At 63.4% G+C, this 17753-nt stretch carries 28 protein-coding genes; 27 read left to right on the top strand and 1 reads right to left on the bottom strand.

Translation table 11 applies throughout. The features are described 5' to 3' along the window. Positions 1–43: 43 nt before the first annotated feature. On the top strand, positions 44–1237 hold the full coding sequence (gene tuf, locus C8J42_RS01905) for an elongation factor Tu (protein WP_031393767.1): 1194 nt from the start codon (positions 44–46) through the stop codon (positions 1235–1237). A 199-nt stretch (positions 1238–1436) separates the two neighbouring features. Next, positions 1437–1841, top strand: coding sequence for a diacylglycerol kinase family protein (locus C8J42_RS01910; protein WP_243644016.1), 405 nt, complete (start codon positions 1437–1439; stop codon positions 1839–1841). Positions 1842–1961: 120 nt separating this feature from the next. On the opposite strand, the gene C8J42_RS01915 is transcribed toward C8J42_RS01910, so the two are convergent. After that, a complete protein-coding gene (locus C8J42_RS01915; protein ID WP_133018722.1) occupies positions 1962–2318 on the bottom strand; it encodes an endonuclease domain-containing protein in 357 nt (118 codons plus the stop codon). A gap of 300 nt (positions 2319–2618) precedes the next feature. Here C8J42_RS01915 and rpsJ point away from each other — a divergent pair, with 300 nt between their 5' ends. The 25 genes from rpsJ (at position 2619) to C8J42_RS02040 (ending at position 17733) form a co-directional block, all read left to right on the top strand. After that, positions 2619–2927, top strand: a complete 309-nt coding sequence (rpsJ, locus tag C8J42_RS01920; protein ID WP_007406109.1) for a 30S ribosomal protein S10 — start codon at positions 2619–2621, stop codon at positions 2925–2927. A 288-nt stretch (positions 2928–3215) separates the two neighbouring features. Then, positions 3216–3962, top strand: a complete 747-nt coding sequence (gene rplC, locus C8J42_RS01925; protein WP_056060507.1) for a 50S ribosomal protein L3 — start codon at positions 3216–3218, stop codon at positions 3960–3962. Between the two features lie 2 nt (positions 3963–3964). Then, a complete protein-coding gene (rplD, locus tag C8J42_RS01930) occupies positions 3965–4591 on the top strand; it encodes a 50S ribosomal protein L4 (protein ID WP_056047616.1) in 627 nt (208 codons plus the stop codon). Beyond that, on the top strand, positions 4584–4898 hold the full coding sequence (locus C8J42_RS01935) for a 50S ribosomal protein L23 (RefSeq protein ID WP_056047618.1): 315 nt from the start codon (positions 4584–4586) through the stop codon (positions 4896–4898). Before rplD ends, C8J42_RS01935 begins: the two co-directional genes overlap by 8 nt. A 4-nt stretch (positions 4899–4902) precedes the next feature. After that, positions 4903–5742 (top strand): 50S ribosomal protein L2, encoded by an 840-nt coding sequence (gene rplB / locus C8J42_RS01940; protein WP_055872649.1) that lies wholly within the window; start codon positions 4903–4905, stop codon positions 5740–5742. 1 nt (position 5743) lies between these two features. Continuing rightward, entirely contained in the window at positions 5744–6019 is a 276-nt protein-coding gene (gene rpsS / locus C8J42_RS01945) for a 30S ribosomal protein S19 (protein WP_031393761.1), read from the top strand. Continuing rightward, on the top strand, positions 6019–6396 hold the full coding sequence (rplV, locus tag C8J42_RS01950) for a 50S ribosomal protein L22 (protein ID WP_056047621.1): 378 nt from the start codon (positions 6019–6021) through the stop codon (positions 6394–6396). Before rpsS ends, rplV begins: the two co-directional genes overlap by 1 nt. Beyond that, entirely contained in the window at positions 6396–7103 is a 708-nt protein-coding gene (rpsC, locus tag C8J42_RS01955; RefSeq protein ID WP_055872646.1) for a 30S ribosomal protein S3, read from the top strand. Before rplV ends, rpsC begins: the two co-directional genes overlap by 1 nt. 15 nt (positions 7104–7118) lie before the next feature. After that, positions 7119–7553 (top strand): 50S ribosomal protein L16, encoded by a 435-nt coding sequence (gene rplP, locus C8J42_RS01960; protein WP_031393758.1) that lies wholly within the window; start codon positions 7119–7121, stop codon positions 7551–7553. 4 nt (positions 7554–7557) lie between these two features. Further along, positions 7558–7764: a 50S ribosomal protein L29 gene (gene rpmC / locus C8J42_RS01965; protein WP_055872644.1), complete on the top strand. Its 207-nt coding sequence runs from the start codon at positions 7558–7560 to the stop codon at positions 7762–7764. Between the two features lie 10 nt (positions 7765–7774). Further along, positions 7775–8047, top strand: coding sequence for a 30S ribosomal protein S17 (gene rpsQ, locus C8J42_RS01970; protein WP_031393756.1), 273 nt, complete (start codon positions 7775–7777; stop codon positions 8045–8047). Positions 8048–8210: 163 nt separating this feature from the next. Further along, positions 8211–8579, top strand: a complete 369-nt coding sequence (rplN, locus tag C8J42_RS01975) for a 50S ribosomal protein L14 (protein WP_031393755.1) — start codon at positions 8211–8213, stop codon at positions 8577–8579. After that, positions 8579–8896, top strand: a complete 318-nt coding sequence (gene rplX, locus C8J42_RS01980; protein WP_056047623.1) for a 50S ribosomal protein L24 — start codon at positions 8579–8581, stop codon at positions 8894–8896. Before rplN ends, rplX begins: the two co-directional genes overlap by 1 nt. 52 nt (positions 8897–8948) lie before the next feature. Further along, positions 8949–9512, top strand: coding sequence for a 50S ribosomal protein L5 (gene rplE, locus C8J42_RS01985; RefSeq protein WP_082441396.1), 564 nt, complete (start codon positions 8949–8951; stop codon positions 9510–9512). Between the two features lie 128 nt (positions 9513–9640). Then, the gene (gene rpsN, locus C8J42_RS01990; protein ID WP_056015537.1) at positions 9641–9946 is read left to right on the top strand and encodes a 30S ribosomal protein S14; all 306 of its coding nucleotides are present in this window, start codon (positions 9641–9643) and stop codon (positions 9944–9946) included. Positions 9947–9956: 10 nt separating this feature from the next. Next, a complete protein-coding gene (gene rpsH / locus C8J42_RS01995; RefSeq protein WP_031393751.1) occupies positions 9957–10352 on the top strand; it encodes a 30S ribosomal protein S8 in 396 nt (131 codons plus the stop codon). Further along, a complete protein-coding gene (gene rplF / locus C8J42_RS02000) occupies positions 10352–10885 on the top strand; it encodes a 50S ribosomal protein L6 (protein ID WP_056047628.1) in 534 nt (177 codons plus the stop codon). The genes rpsH and rplF overlap by 1 nt, the downstream gene beginning before the upstream one ends. Further along, positions 10885–11241 (top strand): 50S ribosomal protein L18, encoded by a 357-nt coding sequence (rplR, locus tag C8J42_RS02005; RefSeq protein WP_133018723.1) that lies wholly within the window; start codon positions 10885–10887, stop codon positions 11239–11241. Before rplF ends, rplR begins: the two co-directional genes overlap by 1 nt. A gap of 3 nt (positions 11242–11244) precedes the next feature. Continuing rightward, positions 11245–12045, top strand: a complete 801-nt coding sequence (rpsE, locus tag C8J42_RS02010; protein WP_121903509.1) for a 30S ribosomal protein S5 — start codon at positions 11245–11247, stop codon at positions 12043–12045. A gap of 6 nt (positions 12046–12051) precedes the next feature. Next, on the top strand, positions 12052–12228 hold the full coding sequence (gene rpmD / locus C8J42_RS02015) for a 50S ribosomal protein L30 (RefSeq protein ID WP_055872633.1): 177 nt from the start codon (positions 12052–12054) through the stop codon (positions 12226–12228). A gap of 116 nt (positions 12229–12344) precedes the next feature. Beyond that, positions 12345–12887 (top strand): 50S ribosomal protein L15, encoded by a 543-nt coding sequence (gene rplO / locus C8J42_RS02020; RefSeq protein ID WP_056047631.1) that lies wholly within the window; start codon positions 12345–12347, stop codon positions 12885–12887. A gap of 301 nt (positions 12888–13188) precedes the next feature. After that, positions 13189–14553 (top strand): preprotein translocase subunit SecY, encoded by a 1365-nt coding sequence (gene secY, locus C8J42_RS02025; protein ID WP_055872627.1) that lies wholly within the window; start codon positions 13189–13191, stop codon positions 14551–14553. Positions 14554–14605: 52 nt separating this feature from the next. Beyond that, the gene (locus tag C8J42_RS02030; protein WP_133018724.1) at positions 14606–15256 is read left to right on the top strand and encodes an adenylate kinase; all 651 of its coding nucleotides are present in this window, start codon (positions 14606–14608) and stop codon (positions 15254–15256) included. A gap of 441 nt (positions 15257–15697) precedes the next feature. Continuing rightward, positions 15698–16390, top strand: coding sequence for a response regulator transcription factor (locus C8J42_RS02035; protein WP_056050249.1), 693 nt, complete (start codon positions 15698–15700; stop codon positions 16388–16390). Continuing rightward, positions 16387–17733 carry a HAMP domain-containing sensor histidine kinase gene (locus tag C8J42_RS02040; protein WP_056486867.1) on the top strand — a complete coding sequence of 449 codons (1347 nt, stop codon included), beginning with the start codon at positions 16387–16389 and terminating at the stop codon, positions 17731–17733. The genes C8J42_RS02035 and C8J42_RS02040 overlap by 4 nt, the downstream gene beginning before the upstream one ends. Positions 17734–17753 lie beyond the last annotated feature (20 nt).

Here is a 17753-nt window from a genome sequence, read left to right on the forward strand (position 1 = left end):
TTCCCGGGGTGGCACCGGAATACGAATCAGAAGGTAGGAAACAATGGCCAAGGCAAAATTTGAGCGGAACAAGCCGCATCTCAACATCGGCACCATCGGTCACGTCGATCATGGCAAGACGTCGCTCACCGCTGCGATCACGAAGGTTCTGGCAGAGACGACCGGCGGTACCGCTGTCGACTTCGCCAACATCGACAAGGCTCCCGAGGAGCGCGAGCGCGGCATCACGATCTCGACCGCACACGTCGAGTACGAGACGGCCAACCGTCACTACGCGCACGTCGATTGCCCGGGCCACGCCGATTATGTGAAGAACATGATCACCGGCGCAGCCCAGATGGACGGCGCGATCCTCGTCGTTTCGGCGACCGATGGCCCGATGCCACAGACCCGTGAGCACATCCTGCTCGCACGCCAGGTCGGCGTGCCCGCAATGGTTGTGTTCATGAACAAGGTCGATCTGGTCGACGACGAGGAAATCCTCGAGCTGGTCGAGATGGAAATCCGCGAGCTGCTCAGCTCGTACGACTTCCCGGGCGACGACATCCCCGTCATCAAGGGTTCGGCTACCTGCGCACTGTCGGGTTCGAACCAGAAGCTGGGTGCCGACGCCGTCACCGAGCTGATGCAGGCTGTCGACGACTACATTCCGCAGCCCGAGCGTCCGCTCGACAAGCCGTTCATGATGCCGATCGAGGACGTGTTCTCGATCTCGGGTCGTGGTACGGTCGTCACCGGTCGCGTCGAGACCGGCATCGTCAAGGTTGGCGAGGAAGTCGAGATCGTCGGCATCCACCCGACCGTCCGCAAGACCACGGTCACGGGCGTCGAGATGTTCCGCAAGCTGCTCGACCAGGGCCAGGCTGGCGATAACGTCGGCGCACTGATCCGCGGCGTTGCACGTGACGAAGTCGAGCGTGGCCAGGTGCTCTGCAAGCCAGGCACGATCAAGCCGCACACCGACTTCAACTCGGAAGTGTACGTGCTGTCGAAGGAAGAGGGTGGCCGTCACACGCCGTTCTTCGCCAACTACCGCCCGCAGTTCTACTTCCGTACGACGGACGTGACCGGCACCGTCGAGCTGCCTGAGGGCACCGAGATGGTCATGCCAGGTGACAACGTGTCGCTCGGCATCAAGCTGATCGCACCAATCGCCATGGACGTGGGCCAGCGCTTCACGATCCGCGAAGGCGGCCGTACCGTCGGTGCAGGCGTCGTGAGCCAGATCGACAAGTAAGCATCCTCTCCTTCGGGAGGTGATCGAAGAGCCCGGCTTCTCGCGAGAGAGGCCGGGCTTTTTCGTGTTTGTTTGGCGCGCACAAAAGGCGTGGCGGCAAGATCGATTAACGTAGTCCGTTATCGCGCATTTTTGGACATTCGGGCACCCGCCTTTGATCCCGATTGTTATCGGTCGAAGTCAGTGCGACATCGTGTCCATGCCAGATAGTCACAACCTGCCGTCCGCAAAACCGCGCTTCAGTATACGTGCTCGTTTGAAAAGCTTCGTGTATGCAGGCCGCGGAATGCGTTGGTTGGCGCAAGATGAGCATAATGCTTGGCTCCATCTGGCGGCGTCGGCGACGGTCATTGTCGCCGGGTTTGCGCTAGATATATCGCTGGATGATTGGCGGTGGCTTGTGTCAGCGATCGCGTTCGTCTGGGTAACCGAAGCAATGAACACCGCTGTCGAGGAGCTTTGCGATCGGCTCAGCCCACAATTTGACGAAGCCATTGGGCGGGTGAAGGATTTAGCCGCAGGCGCGGTGCTCGCCGCCTCGCTGGCCGCAGCCGTGATCGGCCTGCTAACGCTTGGCCCGCCATTCTTGAGGTCAATCGGTTAGCGTCAGCAAGCAGCCAGATCATAAGAGCGTTGTCCGCCAACCTCTCCATTCTCCCCCGCTAGGGGGAGGTGGCGCCGTAGGCGTCGGAGGGGGAGGGGGCGATTAGCTCTCGATGGTGGTTCAGCGTTGGAGTGTGATGGACGTGATCTGGCGGACGACGTCGTCGAGGTTCGCCAGCATTTCTCGGGCTGGGTAGCGGAGGACTTGGATGTTCTGGCTGACTAGCCACGCGTCTCGCGCTACGTCTCGTTCGGGGCGGTTGCCGTGGTTGTGGGCTTCGCCGTCGACTTCGATCGCGAGTCGGGCTGGGGCGCAGTAGAAGTCCAGGACGTAGGGGCCTGCTGCGTATTGCTTTCGGAAGCGGAGGCCTTCTTCATTGCCTCGGAGCGCCAGCCAGAGAGCGATCTCTGGCGGAGTCATCTGTTTCCGCAGGCGCTTGGCGTTGTTGCGGCCTTGCAGGGACTCTTCGAGCCGCATCGCTTTCCTCCCCCTCCGTCACGCTTCGCGTGCCACCTCCCCCTGGCGGGGGAGGATCGAGTAGCGTGGCGATCTTAGCTGCGGAGCGTCAACATCTTCAATCCTCCCCCGCAAGGGGGAGGTGGCGCCGAAGGTGACGGAGGGGGAGGGCGGGGCGCGCTTCGATGTCGCCCGCTTCCCGGAAAATCCGCTCCCACCAGTTGCGTTTTCGGCGACTCTCCAGTAATGGCCCGCCTTCGGTTTAAACATCAACCAGCAAGAGCCCGGAAACGGGCCCGCTCTTTCGCATCGGTAGGGACTATGGACAGCAATATCCGCATTCGTCTGAAGGCGTTCGATCACCGTGTGCTCGATCAGGCCACTGGCGACATCGCCGACACCGCACGCCGCACCGGCGCGCTCATCCGCGGTCCGATTCCCCTTCCGACGCGCATCGAAAAGTTCACCGTGAACCGTGGCCCGCACATCGACAAGAAGTCGCGCGAGCAGTTCGAGGTGCGTACGTACAAGCGTATGCTGGATATCGTCCAGCCGACGCCGCAGACGGTCGATGCGCTGATGAAGCTGGACCTCGCCGCTGGCGTTGACGTCGAGATCAAGCTCGCCTAAGGGCTGGCGCGGCGCGGTCGACCGGTAACGGTCCCGCGCCGTTCGACATTGGGATACCGCCGTCGGTGAAAACCGACGGGGCAGCGTCCCCCGTCACGCTTCCGCACTTGCAGGAGCACCAGCCCGGGACGGGGGCACGTTTCGTATTTACCGGGTTGAACCGACTCCATTCAGGGCATTTGCCGGGGATGGGGTCAGGTGGACGCATCATGGAGTTCGCTCCGGACATGGTCCGCAAGCCCCCGAGGAATAGTCCGACGGGGCCTCTGTCTAGGAAGGGACAAGATCATGCGTACTGGCGTGATCGCGAAGAAGATGGGGATGACCCGCCTGTTCCAGGAAGATGGTCGGCACGTGCCGGTCACCGTTCTGGCACTCGAAGGCAATCAGGTCGTTTCCGTTCGCGAAATGGATCGTGACGGCTACACTGCCGTCCAGCTTGGTGCAGGTGTCGCCAAGTCGAAGAATGTCGCAAAGCCGCAGCGCGGCCATTTCGGCAAGGCCGAAGTGGAGCCCAAGGCTGTCGTCCATGAGTTCCGCGTGAACGCAGACGGCTTGCTCGACGTCGGCGCCGAGATCTCGGCCGACCACTACGTCGCAGGCCAGATCGTCGATATCCAGGGCAAGACCCAGGGTAAGGGCTTCCAGGGCGGCATGAAGCGTTGGGGCTTCGGCGGTCTGCGGGCAACCCACGGCGTGTCGGTCTCGCACCGTTCGCTCGGTTCGACCGGTCAGCGCCAGGATCCGGGCAAGGTCTTCAAGAACAAGAAGATGGCCGGCCACATGGGCGACAAGTATCGCACCCAGCAGAACCTCGAGATCGTATCGACGGACGTCGAGCGTGGTCTCCTGTTCGTCAAGGGTTCGGTTCCTGGCTCCAAGGGCGGCTGGCTCTTCGTCAAGGACTCGGTGAAGGTCGCGCGCCACGCCGACGCACCGTTCCCCGCCGGTCTCAAGACCGCAAACAGCAACACCGCAGCAGACACGCCGGCCGAAACGACCGACGCACCTGCAGCCGACGGCCAGGAGGGCTGAGCGTGAAGATCAAGGTTTCATCTTTCGCCGGCACTGACGCAGCGGACATCGAGCTCAACGACGAGGTCTTCGGCCTCGATCCGCGTGCCGACATCCTGCACCGCGTCGTCACCTGGCAGCTCGAGAAGCGTCGCGAGACGGCTCGTGGCACCCGTGAGCGCGCAGACGTCGCACGCACCGGCAAGAAGTTCGGTCGCCAGAAGGGCGGCGGTACGGCTCGTCACGGCGATCGTCGCGCACCTGTGTTCATCGGTGGTGGTAAGGCTCACGGCGCACGCGTCCGTGACTTCAACCCGTCGCTGAACAAGAAGGTTCGCTCGCTCGGCCTGCGGATGGCTCTCAGCAGCCACGCCAAGGCGGGTTCGCTGGTCATCATGGACAGCCTGGCTGTCGAGGGTGGCAAGACCAAGACGCTGCAGGGCGATCTCGCAAAGCTCGGCTTCGGCAAGCGTGCGCTCGTCATCGACGGCGACATGGTCGACACCAGCTTCGCATTCGCTGCGGGCAACCTGTACGAAGTGAACGTGATGCCGGCTGCCGGCGCGAACGTTTACGACATCCTGAAGCATGACACGCTGGTGCTGACGCGCGCCGCTGTCGAAAAGCTGGAGGCGCGCTTCCATGGCTAAGAAGCAGAAGGCGGGCATCGATAATCGTCATTACGACGTTATCCTGGCACCGCACATCACCGAGAAGACGACGACCCTGTCGGAGTTCAACGCGGTTGTGTTCAAGGTATCGAACGATGCCACGAAGCCCGAGATCAAGGCGGCCGTAGAGGCGCTGTTCGACGTGAACGTCGTCGGCGTGAACACGCTCGTCCAGAAGGGCAAGACCAAGAAGTGGAAGGGCACGAACTACTCGCGCTCCGACATGAAAAAGGCAATCGTGACGTTGAAGGACGGTCAGTCCATCGACGTGACGACGGGGATCTGAGGCCATGGCACTCAAGCATTATAATCCGACATCGCCGGCACGCCGCGGTCTCATCCTGGTCGACAAGTCGTCGCTCTGGAAGGGTCGCCCCGTCAAGGCGCTGACCGAAGGTAAGCACAAGACCGGCGGTCGTAACAACAAGGGCCATGTGACATCGCGCGGCATCGCCGGCGGTCACAAGCAGAAGTACCGCTACATCGACTTCAAGCGTCGCAAGTGGGACGTCGAGGGCACCGTCGAGCGGATCGAGTATGATCCCAACCGCACCGCGTTCATCGCCCTGGTCAAGTACCCGGACGAGGAACTCGCCTACATCCTGGCGCCACAGCGTCTGGCCGTCGGCGACAAGGTCCTCGCGGCCAAGAAGACCGACGTGAAGCCAGGCAATGCCATGGAACTCGGTCAGATGCCGGTCGGCACCATCGTCCACAACGTGGAGATGAAGCCGATGAAGGGTGGCCAGATCGCCCGTTCGGCCGGCACGTACGTGCAGGTCGTCGGTCGCGACAAGGGCATGGTGATGGTCCGCCTGAACTCGGGCGAGCAGCGCTACATCCGCAGCGATTGCATGGCGACGGTTGGCGCGGTCTCGAACCCCGACAACCAGAACCAGAACCTGGGCAAGGCAGGCCGTTCGCGCTGGATGGGTATCCGTCCTCTGACGCGCGGCGTCGCCAAGAACCCGGTCGACCATCCGCACGGCGGTGGTGAAGGCCGTACCTCGGGTGGCCGTCATCCGGTTACGCCTTGGGGCAAGCCGACGAAGGGTGCGCGCACGCGTCATAACAAGTCGACCGACAAGATGATCATCCGGTCGCGTCATTCGACGAAGAGGAAGGGCTAACATGGCTCGTTCAGTCTGGAAGGGCCCCTTCGTGGACCTTCATCTGCTCAAGAAGGCAGAAACCGCCCAGGACACCAACGCGCGTTCGCCGATCAAGACCTGGTCGCGTCGCTCGACGATCCTGCCGTCGTTCGTGGGTCTCACGTTCAACGTCTATAACGGCCGCAAGTTCGTGCCCGTCTCGGTCAACGAAGACATGGTCGGCATGAAGCTCGGTGAGTTCGCGCCCACGCGCTACTTCCCCGGCCACTCCGCCGACAAGAAGGGCAAGCGCTGATGTCTAAGCAAGTCAGCCCGCGCAAGGTCGCGGACAACGAGGCGCTTTCGGTCGGTACGCAGATCCGTGGTTCCGCGCAGAAGCTCGGCCTCGTGGCTGCGCTGATCCGTGGCAAGAAGGTCGGCGATGCCATGAACATCCTCGCCTTCTCGACCAAGGGCATGGCGATCGAAGCGCGCAAGGTGCTGGCCTCGGCCATCGCCAACGCCGAGAACAACCATAACCTCGACGTCGACGCCCTCGTCGTCGCCGAGGCTTCGGTCGGCAAGTCGATCACGATGAAGCGCTTCGCTACCCGCGGCCGCGGCAAGTCGACCCGCATTCTCAAGCCATTCAGCCGTCTGCGCATCGTCGTGCGCGAGCAGGAAGAAGCATAATGGGTCAGAAGAGCAACCCCATCGGTCTGCGTCTGCAGATCAACCGTACCTGGGATAGCCGCTGGTACGCCGAAGGCGCCGACTATGGTCGGCTCCTGCTCGAGGATCTCAAGATCCGTGCATTCATCATGAAGACGCTGCCGCAGGCCGCGATCTCCAAGGTGGTCATCGAGCGTCCGGCAAAGCTGGCCCGCATCTCCATCTTCGCTGCACGCCCCGGCGTGATCATCGGCAAGAAGGGTGCGGACATCGAGAAGCTGCGTTCGACGATCGGCAAGATGACGTCGTCGACCGTGTCGCTGAACATCGTCGAGATCCGCAAGCCGGAAGTCGATGCGCGTCTCGTCGCGCAGGGCATCGCCGATCAGCTCGAGCGTCGTATCGCCTTCCGTCGCGCCATGAAGCGTGCGGTCCAGTCGGCGATGCGTCTCGGTGCCGAGGGCATCCGGGTGAACTGCGGTGGCCGTCTTGGCGGCGCCGAGATCGCACGGTCGGAGAGCTATCGTGAGGGTCGGGTTCCGTTGCACACGCTGCGCGCGAACATCGATTATGCCGAGGCTACGGCGCACACGTCCTACGGCGTTTGCGGCGTGAAGGTCTGGGTCTTCAAGGGCGAGATTCTCGGCAACGATCCGACGTCGTACGACCGCATCATGATGGAGGCTCAGACCTCCGGCGTGCGGCCGCAGCGCGACGATCGTCGCTAAGGGGCAGGAACAGACATGCTGCAACCAAAAAAGACCAAGTTCCGGAAGGCCTTCAAGGGCAAGATTTCGGGCGACGCCAAGAGTGGCTTCTCGCTCAATTTCGGCTCCTACGGCCTCAAGGCGATGGAACCCGACCGGATCACCGCACGCCAGATCGAGGCGGCTCGCCGCGCGATCACGCGTCACATGAAGCGCCAGGGGCGTTTGTGGATCCGCATTTTCCCGGATCTTCCGGTCTCGGGAAAGCCAGCCGAAGTCCGCATGGGTAAAGGCAAGGGCGCGCCGGAATACTGGGCCGCTCGCGTCAAGCCGGGTCGGATCCTGTTCGAGCTCGATGGCGTCGACGGCAAGATCGCCGCCGAGGCGTTCGAGCGGGCGGCCATGAAGCTGCCGATCAAGGTAAAGGTCGTTGCCCGCCTGGGCGACACCTCGCATCTGGGAGGCGAGTAAGATCATGGCTCGTATCGACGACATGAAGACCAAGAGCGACGACCAGCTGTCGGAGTCGCTCGGCGAACTGAAGCGCGAGCAGTTCAACCTGCGCTTCCAGGCCGCCACGAACCAGCTCGAAAAGCCGAGCCGCGTTCGTGAGGTCCGCCGCGACATCGCTCGCATCAAGACCCTGCAGGCTCAGCGCACCAGCGCTGAAGCCGCGAAGTAAGGAACGTATCATGCCGAAGCGCGTGCTGACCGGTCTGGTCGTGTCCGACAAGGGCGACAAGACGGTGGTCGTGAACGTCGAGCGTAAGGTGAAGCACCCGCTCTACGGGAAGATCATCCGTCGCTCGAAGAAGTATCATGCTCATGACGAGAGCAACGAGTTCAAGCAGGGCGAGACCGTGCGGATCGAAGAGACCGCACCCATCTCCAAGCTGAAGACCTGGAAGGTGATCGAGCGGGTCAACACCCACGCGACGCCAGAGCGGGCTTCGGCCGAGGGCTGAAGCAAACACGAGGGCAGGGGGGCAACTCCCTGCGCTCTTGTTTTCGTAAACGGGAACGGCTAAGCGGCCGCTCCTCCCCGCTGCGGTTCGTCCGTGGCGGGGTGATTTTTTAGGCGGGGTTCGGTCGGTATCGACCCCAGAGACAGAGAAGGGATACGGATCCATGATCCAGATGCAGTCCAATCTCGACGTCGCTGACAACAGCGGCGCGAAGCGGGTGCAGTGCATCAAGGTGCTTGGGGGTTCCAAGCGTCGTGTTGCAGGCGTTGGCGACATCATCGTCGTCAGCATCAAGGAAGCGCAGCCACGTGGCCGTGTGAAGAAGGGCGATGTTCACCGCGCGGTGATCGTGCGTACCGCCAAGGATATCCGCCGTGCAGACGGTACGGTCATCCGCTTCGACGGCAACGCCGCGGTGCTGGTTAACAAGAACGAGGAGCCGATCGGCACCCGTATCTTCGGCCCAGTCGTTCGCGAGCTGCGCGGCAAGAAGCACATGAAGATCATCAGCCTTGCGCCGGAGGTGCTGTAATGGCGTCGCAGCGTATCAAGAAGGGTGACAAGGTCATCGTCCTGTCCGGCAAGGACAAGGGCAAGACGGGTGAAGTCACCGTCTCCATGCCGAAGACCGACAAGGTCGTCGTATCGGGCGTCAACATCGCCGTGCGCCACACCAAGCCGACTCAGGGTGACCCGCAGGGTGGCCTGATCCGCAAGGAAGCACCGATGCATGTTTCGAAGGTCGCGCACGTGACCGCCGACGGCAAGCCGACCCGCGTCCGCTTCGAGGAGCAGGACGGCAAGAAGGTCCGCGTTGCCGTCAAGACCGGGGAGAAGATCAATGGTTGATCAGAACACTGGCGCTGAGAACACCGGCACCGAGGCCGTCTACGTCGCGCGCATGCGCAAGCTGTACGACGAGACGATCATCAAGGCGATGACCGAGAAGTTCGGTTACAAGAACGTCATGGAGATCCCCCGGCTCGACAAGATCGTGCTGAACATGGGCGTCGGCGAAGCCACGCAGGACAAGAAGAAGGTCGACCAGGCTGCTTCCGAAATGGAGCTGATCGCCGGCCAGAAGCCTGTCGTGACGAAGGCCAAGAAGTCGATCGCGCAGTTCAAGCTGCGTGAAGGCATGCCGATCGGCGTGAAGGTTACCCTTCGCCGCGAGCGCATGTACGAGTTCCTCGACCGCTTCATCACGATCGCTCTTCCCCGCGTCCGCGATTTCCGTGGGCTTAACCCGAAGAGCTTCGATGGCCGTGGCAACTATGCCTGCGGTATCAAGGAGCAGATCGTGTTCCCAGAAATCAGCTATGACCGGGTCGACAAGGTCCGCGGCATGGATGTGATCGTGACGACGACCGCAAAGACCGACGACGAGGCTCGCGAGCTTCTCCGTCTGTTCGGTTTCCCGTTCCCGATCGAAGACGACGCTGCCGACGAGAAGAAGGCAGCTTAATCTAAGTCCCCCTCCCGCTTGCGGGAGGGGTCAGGGGAGGGGCCTCGCGCCTAACAGGCGTTGGTCCTTCCCTCCCCCAACCCCTCCCGCAAGCGGGAAGGGGGCTAGCAAAGAAAGAACTTAAGTCGATGGCGAAACTGAGTTCAGTCAACAAGAACGAGCGCCGCAAGCGCATGGTCAAGCAGTATGCCCCGAAGTACGCGGCACTGAAGGCAATCGCAGCGGACAAGACGCTCGACGACGGTGAGCGTCTGATCGCTCGCCTCAAGATGGCGGCACTGCCGCGCAATGCGAACCCGACCCGCATCCGTAACCGGTGCGAGCTGACCGGTCGCCCGCGCGCCTATTACCGCAAGTTCCGGCTCTGCCGTATTCAGCTGCGCGATCTGGCTAACAAGGGCCTCATCCCCGGCGTCACGAAGTCGAGCTGGTAAGGACTAAATCATGGCAGTGACCGATCCCCTGGGTGATTTGCTCACCCGTATCCGTAATGGCCAGCGCGCGAAGAAGGACTCCGTCCTCACGCCGGCGTCGAAGCTGCGCGTCCGCGTGCTCGACGTTCTGCAGCGCGAAGGCTATATCCGTGGCTATAGCGAAGAGCAGATGGGCCCCGCGGCCGGCCTTCGCATCGAGCTGAAGTATTTCGAGGGCCAGCCTGCGATCAAGCATGTCGCACGCGTCTCGAAGCCCGGCCGTCGCGTCTATTCCGGCTCGCAGGAACTCCCGCGCGTCCGTAACGGCCTCGGCATCACCATCGTCTCGACGCCCCGGGGCGTGCTGTCGGATTCCGAAGCACGCGAGCAGAACGTCGGCGGCGAAGTCCTCGCGGAGGTGTTCTGATGAGCCGCATTGGTAAGAAGCCGGTCACCGTACCGGCAGGCATCACGCCGACCATCGAGAACAAGCAGCTGACCATGAAGGGCCCCAAGGGTACCCTCAAGATGCCGCTTCGCGACGAGATCAGCTACACGATCGAAGACGGCGGCATTTCGGTGCAGCCGGCCAACGACACCAAGCGCGCTCGCGCGTTCTGGGGCATGCAGCGGACCATGGTGCAGAACCTGGTCACCGGCGTGTCGGAAGGCTTCACCAAGAAGCTGCTGATCACCGGCGTCGGCTATCGTGCCGCAGCGCAGGGTCGCAACCTCAAGCTGCAGCTTGGCTACAGCCACGACGTCAACATCGACGTGCCGGAGGGGATCGAAGTCAAGACCCCCGACAACACGACGATCGAGATCTCGGGTTCGGACAAGCAGATGGTCGGTCAGCTGGCCGCGGAAATTCGTCAGTGGCGCAAGCCTGAGCCTTACAAGGGCAAGGGTATCAAGTACGACGGCGAGTTCATCTTCCGCAAGGAAGGGAAGAAGAAGTAATGACCAAGGGACTTTCTCTTTTCGCCAAGCGGCGTCGCCGCAACCGTACCGCGCTCCGCGCACGTGCAGGTACCCGTCCGCGGTTGTCGGTGCATCGCTCGGGCAAGCACATCTATGCCCAGGTGATCGACGATGCCGCCGGCACGACGGTCGCATCGGCCTCGACGGTGGAGAAGGACGTGCGCGGCACGTCCGGCGCCAACATCGACGCGGCGACTTCGGTCGGCAAGCGCGTCGCCGAGGCTGCCAAGGCAGCGGGCGTGACCCAGGTCGTGTTCGATCGCGGCGGCTTCCTCTACCACGGTCGCGTGAAGGCTCTTGCCGATGCCGCGCGCGAAGCCGGATTGGAGTTCTAAGACATGGCTGACGAAAACAACACGCCGGCAGTAATCGCTCCCGAGACGACCGCACAGGACGTCACGGCCCAGAATGTCCCGCAGAGCACTGGCTACCAGGGCAACAACGGTGGCGGTCGCGGTCGCGGCGGTCCCGGTGGCGGCGGCGGCGGCGGCGGTGGTCGTGGTGGCCCCGGCGGCAACCGCAGCGGTGGCCCAGGCGGCAACCGCGGTGGTCGCGACGGCGGTCGCGGTCGCGACAATCGTGGCGGTCGTCCCGGTGCGGACGATGGCGGCGAAGAGCTGATCGAGAAGCTGGTGCACATCAACCGCGTCTCGAAGACGGTCAAGGGCGGTAAGCGCTTCGGCTTCGCGGCTCTCGTCGTCGTCGGCGACGGCAAGGGTCGTGCAGGCTTCGGTCATGGCAAGGCACGCGAAGTGCCGGAAGCCATCTCGAAGGCGACGGCTGCTGCCAAGAAGAAGATGGTTCGCGTTCCGTTGAAGGACGGTCGCACGCTGCATCATGACGGCAACGGTCACTTCGGTGCCGGCAAGGTCACGCTGCGGTCTGCGCCTCAGGGTACGGGCATCATCGCCGGTGGCCCGATGCGCGCAGTCTTCGAATCGCTGGGCGTTGCGGACGTTGTGACCAAGTCGGTCGGCACGTCGAACCCCTACAACATGATCCGCGCCACGTTCGAGGCCCTTGGCGAGCAGACCTCGCCCAAGGCCGTCGCACAGCGTCGCGGCAAGAAGATCGCCGACCTGCTCGGCCATGGTGGGTCTAAGACCGCCGAGGCCGATGCAGCTGCGATCACGGAGTAAGCGATCATGGCAACCATCAAGATCACGCAGACCGGTTCGCCGATCCGCCGCGAGAAGGACCAGCGCGCAACGCTGATCGGTCTCGGTCTCAACAAGATGCACAAGACCCGCGAGCTGGAAGACAGCCCAGAGGTCCGCGGCATGATCCGCAAGGTGCAGCACATGGTGTCGGTCGAAGGCTGAGTCTTCACGCTACCTAGTGACAAATACGGGGAAGGGGGCTAACGGCCCCCTTTCTTATTCCAGTTTTCAACCCGGTTTTTAACCAGCGCGTAACAAGCGAAAGCGAGTGCATTACCATGAAGCTCAACGAACTCCGCGATAACGAAGGTGCCCGTAAGTCCAAGATGCGCGTCGGACGCGGCATCGGCTCGGGCAAGGGCAAGACCGCAGGCCGCGGCCAGAAGGGCCAGAAGAGCCGCGAGGGCGTGTCCATCGCCGGCTTCGAAGGCGGCCAGATGCCACTGCACATGCGTCTGCCTAAGCGCGGCTTCAACAACATCTTCCGCAAGGACTTCGCAGAGGTCAACCTCGGCGCGATCCAGCTCGCGGTCGATGCCGGCAAGATCGAGGCGAACGCCACGCTCGACCACGACGCGCTGAAGGCCGCTGGCCTGGCACGTGGCGGCAAGGACGGCGTCCGCCTCCTCGCCAAGGGCGAGCTGACCACGGTCCTCTCGTTCACCGTCGACGGCGCGTCGAAGGGCGCGATCGAAGCGGTCGAGAAGATCGGCGGCAAGGTCGAGGTGATCCACTTCGTCCCCGCAGCCGAGAAGGCTGCCGCCAAGAAGGGCGTGAAGTACAAGGAGCGTGCGGCGCACAAGGCGTCGTTCAAGGCTTAAGCCGAACAAAGGGGGCGGGTGCGAAAGCGCCGGCCCCCTTTTTATTTGCCTGACTTGGCGTCTGCCGTCGCCTACTTCCGATCTGTTCCCGTTCAGGGACTTCCCTTCCTCCGTTCGCCCTGAGCGAAGTCGAAGGGTACGTCACTTGGGGCAATGTCCTTCGACTTCGCTCAGGACGAACGGGGCATGGGGCGACCGGAAGTAGCCTTAGCCATTAGACAAGCGCGCTCGTGCGCCTATATGAGCGGCGGGGGCGGTCACAACGCATCCCGCCTTCTTTGTTTCCAGGACGATCACACGCATGGCATCCGCAGCCGACCAGATGGCGCAAAGCATCAGCCTTTCGAAATTCGCGAAGGCGACCGACCTCAAGAAGCGGTTGTGGTTCACGATCGGTGCGCTGATCATTTTCCGCCTGCTCAGCTATGTCCCGCTGCCGGGTGTCGACCCGACCGCGCTCGGCCTGCTCTCGCAGCAGACCCAGGGTGGCGTGCTCGACTTTTTCAACACCTTCTCGGGTGGCTCGCTCAGCCGCATGTCGCTGATCGCGCTCGGCGTGATGCCCTACATCACCGCCTCGATCGTGGTGCAGCTCGCGACCTCGCTGTCGCCAACGCTCGCCGCCATCAAGAAGGACGGCGAATCGGGTCGCAAGCGGCTCAACCAATACACGCGCTACGGCACCGTCGGCCTGACCGCGGTGCAGGGCTATTTCATCGCCGTCGGCCTTGAGACGCTCGGCGCCGCTCAGGGCATCCAGGCGGTCATCGAGCCCGGCATGATGTTCCGCGTCGCCGCGGTGATCTCGCTGATCGGCGGTACGATGTTCCTGATGTGGCTCGGCGAGCAGATCACCAGCCGCGGCATCGGCAACGGCGTCTCGCTGATCATCATGGCCGGCATCGTCGCCCATCTCCCTGTCACGCTGGTCAACCTGCTCGAAGGTGGTCGCTCGGGCTCGCTCGACCCGATCAAGCTGATCGGCATCGTCGTCGCGGTGGTCGTGCTGATCCTCTTCATCTGCTTCATGGAGCGCGCGCAGCGCCGCATCCTGATCCAGTATCCCAAGCGTCAGACGCAGCGCGGCATGCAGGCCGATCGCAGCCATCTGCCGCTCAAGATCAACACTGCCGGCGTCATCCCGCCGATCTTCGCCTCGTCGCTGCTGCTGATGCCGCTGACGATCTCGCAGTTCGCCGGCCAGCGCGTTGCCGGTGAGTCGAAGTGGGGTGACTTCATCATCACGCTCAACCAGTATCTGCAGCACGGCAGCCCTGTGTACATGCTGCTGTACGGCGCCGGCATCATCTTCTTCTCGTTCTTCTACACCGCGGTCGTCTTCAACCCCGAGGAAACCGCCGACAATCTGAAGCGCAATGGCGGGTTCATTCCCGGCATCCGCCCGGGCAAGAATACCGAGAATTACTTCGATTACGTGCTGACGCGCATCACTGTGATCGGTGCGGCGTATCTGACGATCATCTGCCTTTTGCCGGAATATCTGGTGACCGCGTTGCAGATCCCGTTCTACCTTGGTGGCACCAGCTTGCTGATCGTCGTCAACGTGACGATGGACACGGTGACACAGATCCAGTCGCACCTGTTGGCGCACCAGTATGGCGACCTGATCAAGAAGGCGAAGCTCAAGGGCAATCGACTTCGTTAAGTTGCGGGGCTAACCCGGTTTAATTCCTGCACGAACGAGGGGAGTGCGTTTCGTGAATATCATCCTTCTTGGACCGCCCGGCGCGGGCAAGGGCACGCAAGCCGCCACGCTCGTCAGCGAGCGCGGCATGGTGCAGCTTTCGACCGGCGACATGCTGCGCGCAGCGGTCGCCGCCGGAACGCCGGTTGGCCTCCAGGCGAAGTCCGTGATGGAATCCGGTGGTCTCGTCTCGGACGAGATCGTGTCGGGCATCATCGGTGAGCGCCTCGACCAGCCGGACACGGCGAACGGCGTCATCTTCGACGGCTATCCGCGAACTGCGGCGCAGGCGGAAGCGCTGGACGGTCTGCTGGCCGATCGTGGTCGCACGCTCGACTACGTCATCGAACTCGGCGTCGACGAGGCCGCGTTGATCGACCGCGTCGTCGGCCGCTACACCTGCGCCAAGTGCGGCACGGGCTATCACGATCGCTACAAGAAGCCGGTCGTGGCAGGCGTCTGCGACGTCTGTGGCTCGACGGAGTTCAAGCGCCGTCCCGATGACAACGCGGAAACGGTTCACAACCGCATGGCCGAATACCGCGCGAAGACGGCACCGATCCTGCCGATCTACGACGCACGAGGCCTGGTCCACCGCGTCGACGGCATGGCCGACATTGCGCACGTGGGCTCGGCGATCGCTGCGATTCTAGGCCAGAAGTAAAGGTACCCCCCGGGGGGACATGACACCGGGTGTGGCGGATCGCGCATGGATTAGTCGCACCCCCCCCCCGTCATCCCGGCGAACGCCGGGACCCACGGATACGGCGGACCATGCGATGGCGTGTGACCACCACCCAATCCGCAACCATGGGTCCCGGCGTTCGCCGGGATGACGGGGGGGCATAGTGTCCGCGTCTTGAAGTGCTTTATCGAACAACCATCAACATGACGAAATTGTCACCCCTCGGTCATCGCCCTGACCCCCGCCCGATCCTAGAACGAACACGTGGCCAGCAACGGTCGCATGAGTTTCCAGAGATCGGTGCCCGTCACTCCCGGGGGTACCGTGGGGGCCGGCGGGAAGGGTTCTTTCCGCCGGCCTTTCCGTTTATAAGGGCAGGAGATGGTGACCGAAATCGGTGGCAGGGAAGGTGATACCGCGTTGAGCCGCAAGATCCTGATCGTCGAGGACGACGCCTCGACATCCGCCTATCTTGCCAAGGGCCTGGCTGAGGCCGGCCATGCAATCGAAGCCTGCGCAGACGGCCGCGACGGCCTGTTCCTGGCAAGCGAGGGCATCTTCGATCTCATCATCGCGGATCGCATGCTGCCGGGTCTCGACGGGCTGTCGATGGTCAGCGCGATTCGCGCCGCGGGTATCGCCACGCCGGTCCTGATCCTGTCGGCACTCGCCGCCGTCGACGACCGCGTCGATGGGCTAAAGGCCGGCGCCGACGACTATCTGTGCAAGCCCTTCTCGTTCGCCGAACTGTCCGCACGGATCGAGGCCATGCTGCGCCGCTCCGACCGTGCCGCGACGGAGCCGCAGAAGACCAAGCTCTCCGTCGGTGACCTTGAAATCGACCTGCTTGCCCGCGCCGTCTCCCGCGCCGGTCGTTCGATCCCGCTCGGCGCCCGCGAGTTCAACCTGCTCGAGTTCCTCGCCCGGCATGCCGGACAGGTCGTGACGCGTACGATGATGCTCGAGAAGATCTGGAACTATCACTTCGACCCGGGCTCGAACGTGGTCGACGTCCATATCGGTCGTCTCCGCCGCAAGCTTGAGGAAGGCTTCCCGACGCCGATCCTCCACACGGTCCGCGGCGCAGGCTATCGGCTCGCCGTAGAAGGGTGATTCGCCTTTCGGTAACAGCCCGAATTGCGCTGCTCTCAATCGCGCTGGCGCTGATCTCCAATCTCGCGCTGGTCGGCTTCGTCTGGAAGACCACCAGCGCGGACGCGATCGACGCAATCCGGCGCGAGACCACCGAACAATCCGAAGCCCTGCGCGCGGTCTGGCGTAACGGTGGCCTCCCCGCGATCCGCCAAGCGATCGACAGTGCAGTCGTCCCTGGCGACGTTTCGCTCGTGCTTGCGGTGGTCGACCCGAAGGGCAGGGCAGTCGTTGGCATCGCGCCCGAACGGCTCGCGGTCCCGCTTCGCATCACGCAGTTCCGGATCGCGCGACTCGGCGCCGACGAACTCTGGTCGGCGCGCGAGACCGGGTACGCGCTCCACCCGCTCGGCAGCTACTGGCTCCTGACCGGCCGCAATCTCGACCTGATCGCCGCGGAGGAACGCGCGATCGAACGCGCACTCGCGGTTGCCGTGTTCCTGTCGCTGGCGCTCGGTGTGGTCGGAGGGTTAGTCCTCACGCGCTACGTCAGCCGCCGGCTCGACGGCATCGCCAAGGCGATCGAGGCGGCCGGCGAGGGCGATCTGTCGCGCCGGGTCGACATGATCGCGGGCGGCGGCGATGCGTTCGACCGCCTTGCCGCACGGCTCAACGTCATGCTGGGCAAGCTCGAAGGCGTGATGGCCGAACTGCGGATCGTCACCGACAGCCTCGCACACGACCTCCGCTCGCCGCTTGCGCGCTTGCGCACCAAGACCGAGCAGGCGGTCCTGATCGCCGATCCCGACGCTCGGGAAGCGGCGCTGGGCGGTCTCCTGGTCGAAACCGACCTGGTGATGCGGATGCTGACGATGGTGATCGAGATCAGCCGCTCCGGCTCGGTCTCGCGCGATCGCTTCATCGAGGTCTCGCCTGCGAACCTACTGGAGGAGATCGGCGAACTCTACGCGCCGGTGGCGGAGGACGCCGGGCTCGTCTTCACGATCGCGATCGACGACCGCCCGCCGCCGATGAAACTCCACCGCGAGTTGATAAGCCAAGCGATCACCAACCTGATTGACAACGCGCTCCGCCACGGCGCCGGGGGAGGCGAAGTGACGCTGCGGATCGTCCACCGCACCGACGGCGTCGCGATCCAGGTCGAGGACCGCGGCCCCGGCATCGCCGCCTCCGACCGTGCACAGGCGTTGAAGCGCTTCGGCCGCCTCGACAGTGCGCGGTCCACCCCCGGTGCGGGCCTCGGCATGGCGCTGATCGAGGCGGTGGCGCGGCTCCACGATGGCCACTTCGAACTCGCCGACAACGCCCCCGGCCTTGTCGCGCGGATCGTCCTCCCAGTCTGATCCTCCCCCGCAAGGGGGAG

The sequence above is a fragment of the Sphingomonas sp. PP-CE-1A-559 genome (genome assembly GCF_004340965.1).
GTDB lineage: Bacteria > Pseudomonadota > Alphaproteobacteria > Sphingomonadales > Sphingomonadaceae > Sphingomonas.

Coding starts and splice junctions, on each gene's coding strand:
- rplN (WP_031393755.1), top strand. CDS start 8,211: ATGATCCAGATGCAGTCCAATCTCGACGTCGCTGACAACAGCGGCGCG.
- rplC (WP_056060507.1), top strand. CDS start 3,216: ATGCGTACTGGCGTGATCGCGAAGAAGATGGGGATGACCCGCCTGTTC.
- C8J42_RS01915 (WP_133018722.1), bottom strand. CDS start 2,318: ATGCGGCTCGAAGAGTCCCTGCAAGGCCGCAACAACGCCAAGCGCCTG.
- rplO (WP_056047631.1), top strand. CDS start 12,345: ATGAAGCTCAACGAACTCCGCGATAACGAAGGTGCCCGTAAGTCCAAG.
- rplF (WP_056047628.1), top strand. CDS start 10,352: ATGAGCCGCATTGGTAAGAAGCCGGTCACCGTACCGGCAGGCATCACG.
- C8J42_RS01935 (WP_056047618.1), top strand. CDS start 4,584: ATGGCTAAGAAGCAGAAGGCGGGCATCGATAATCGTCATTACGACGTT.
- rplR (WP_133018723.1), top strand. CDS start 10,885: ATGACCAAGGGACTTTCTCTTTTCGCCAAGCGGCGTCGCCGCAACCGT.
- rpsQ (WP_031393756.1), top strand. CDS start 7,775: ATGCCGAAGCGCGTGCTGACCGGTCTGGTCGTGTCCGACAAGGGCGAC.
- rplP (WP_031393758.1), top strand. CDS start 7,119: ATGCTGCAACCAAAAAAGACCAAGTTCCGGAAGGCCTTCAAGGGCAAG.
- rpmD (WP_055872633.1), top strand. CDS start 12,052: ATGGCAACCATCAAGATCACGCAGACCGGTTCGCCGATCCGCCGCGAG.
- rplV (WP_056047621.1), top strand. CDS start 6,019: ATGTCTAAGCAAGTCAGCCCGCGCAAGGTCGCGGACAACGAGGCGCTT.
- rpmC (WP_055872644.1), top strand. CDS start 7,558: ATGGCTCGTATCGACGACATGAAGACCAAGAGCGACGACCAGCTGTCG.
- secY (WP_055872627.1), top strand. CDS start 13,189: ATGGCATCCGCAGCCGACCAGATGGCGCAAAGCATCAGCCTTTCGAAA.
- rpsJ (WP_007406109.1), top strand. CDS start 2,619: ATGGACAGCAATATCCGCATTCGTCTGAAGGCGTTCGATCACCGTGTG.
- rpsE (WP_121903509.1), top strand. CDS start 11,245: ATGGCTGACGAAAACAACACGCCGGCAGTAATCGCTCCCGAGACGACC.
- rplE (WP_082441396.1), top strand. CDS start 8,949: ATGCGCAAGCTGTACGACGAGACGATCATCAAGGCGATGACCGAGAAG.
- tuf (WP_031393767.1), top strand. CDS start 44: ATGGCCAAGGCAAAATTTGAGCGGAACAAGCCGCATCTCAACATCGGC.
- rpsS (WP_031393761.1), top strand. CDS start 5,744: ATGGCTCGTTCAGTCTGGAAGGGCCCCTTCGTGGACCTTCATCTGCTC.
- rplB (WP_055872649.1), top strand. CDS start 4,903: ATGGCACTCAAGCATTATAATCCGACATCGCCGGCACGCCGCGGTCTC.
- rpsH (WP_031393751.1), top strand. CDS start 9,957: ATGGCAGTGACCGATCCCCTGGGTGATTTGCTCACCCGTATCCGTAAT.
- rplX (WP_056047623.1), top strand. CDS start 8,579: ATGGCGTCGCAGCGTATCAAGAAGGGTGACAAGGTCATCGTCCTGTCC.
- rpsN (WP_056015537.1), top strand. CDS start 9,641: ATGGCGAAACTGAGTTCAGTCAACAAGAACGAGCGCCGCAAGCGCATG.
- rpsC (WP_055872646.1), top strand. CDS start 6,396: ATGGGTCAGAAGAGCAACCCCATCGGTCTGCGTCTGCAGATCAACCGT.
- C8J42_RS01910 (WP_243644016.1), top strand. CDS start 1,437: ATGCCAGATAGTCACAACCTGCCGTCCGCAAAACCGCGCTTCAGTATA.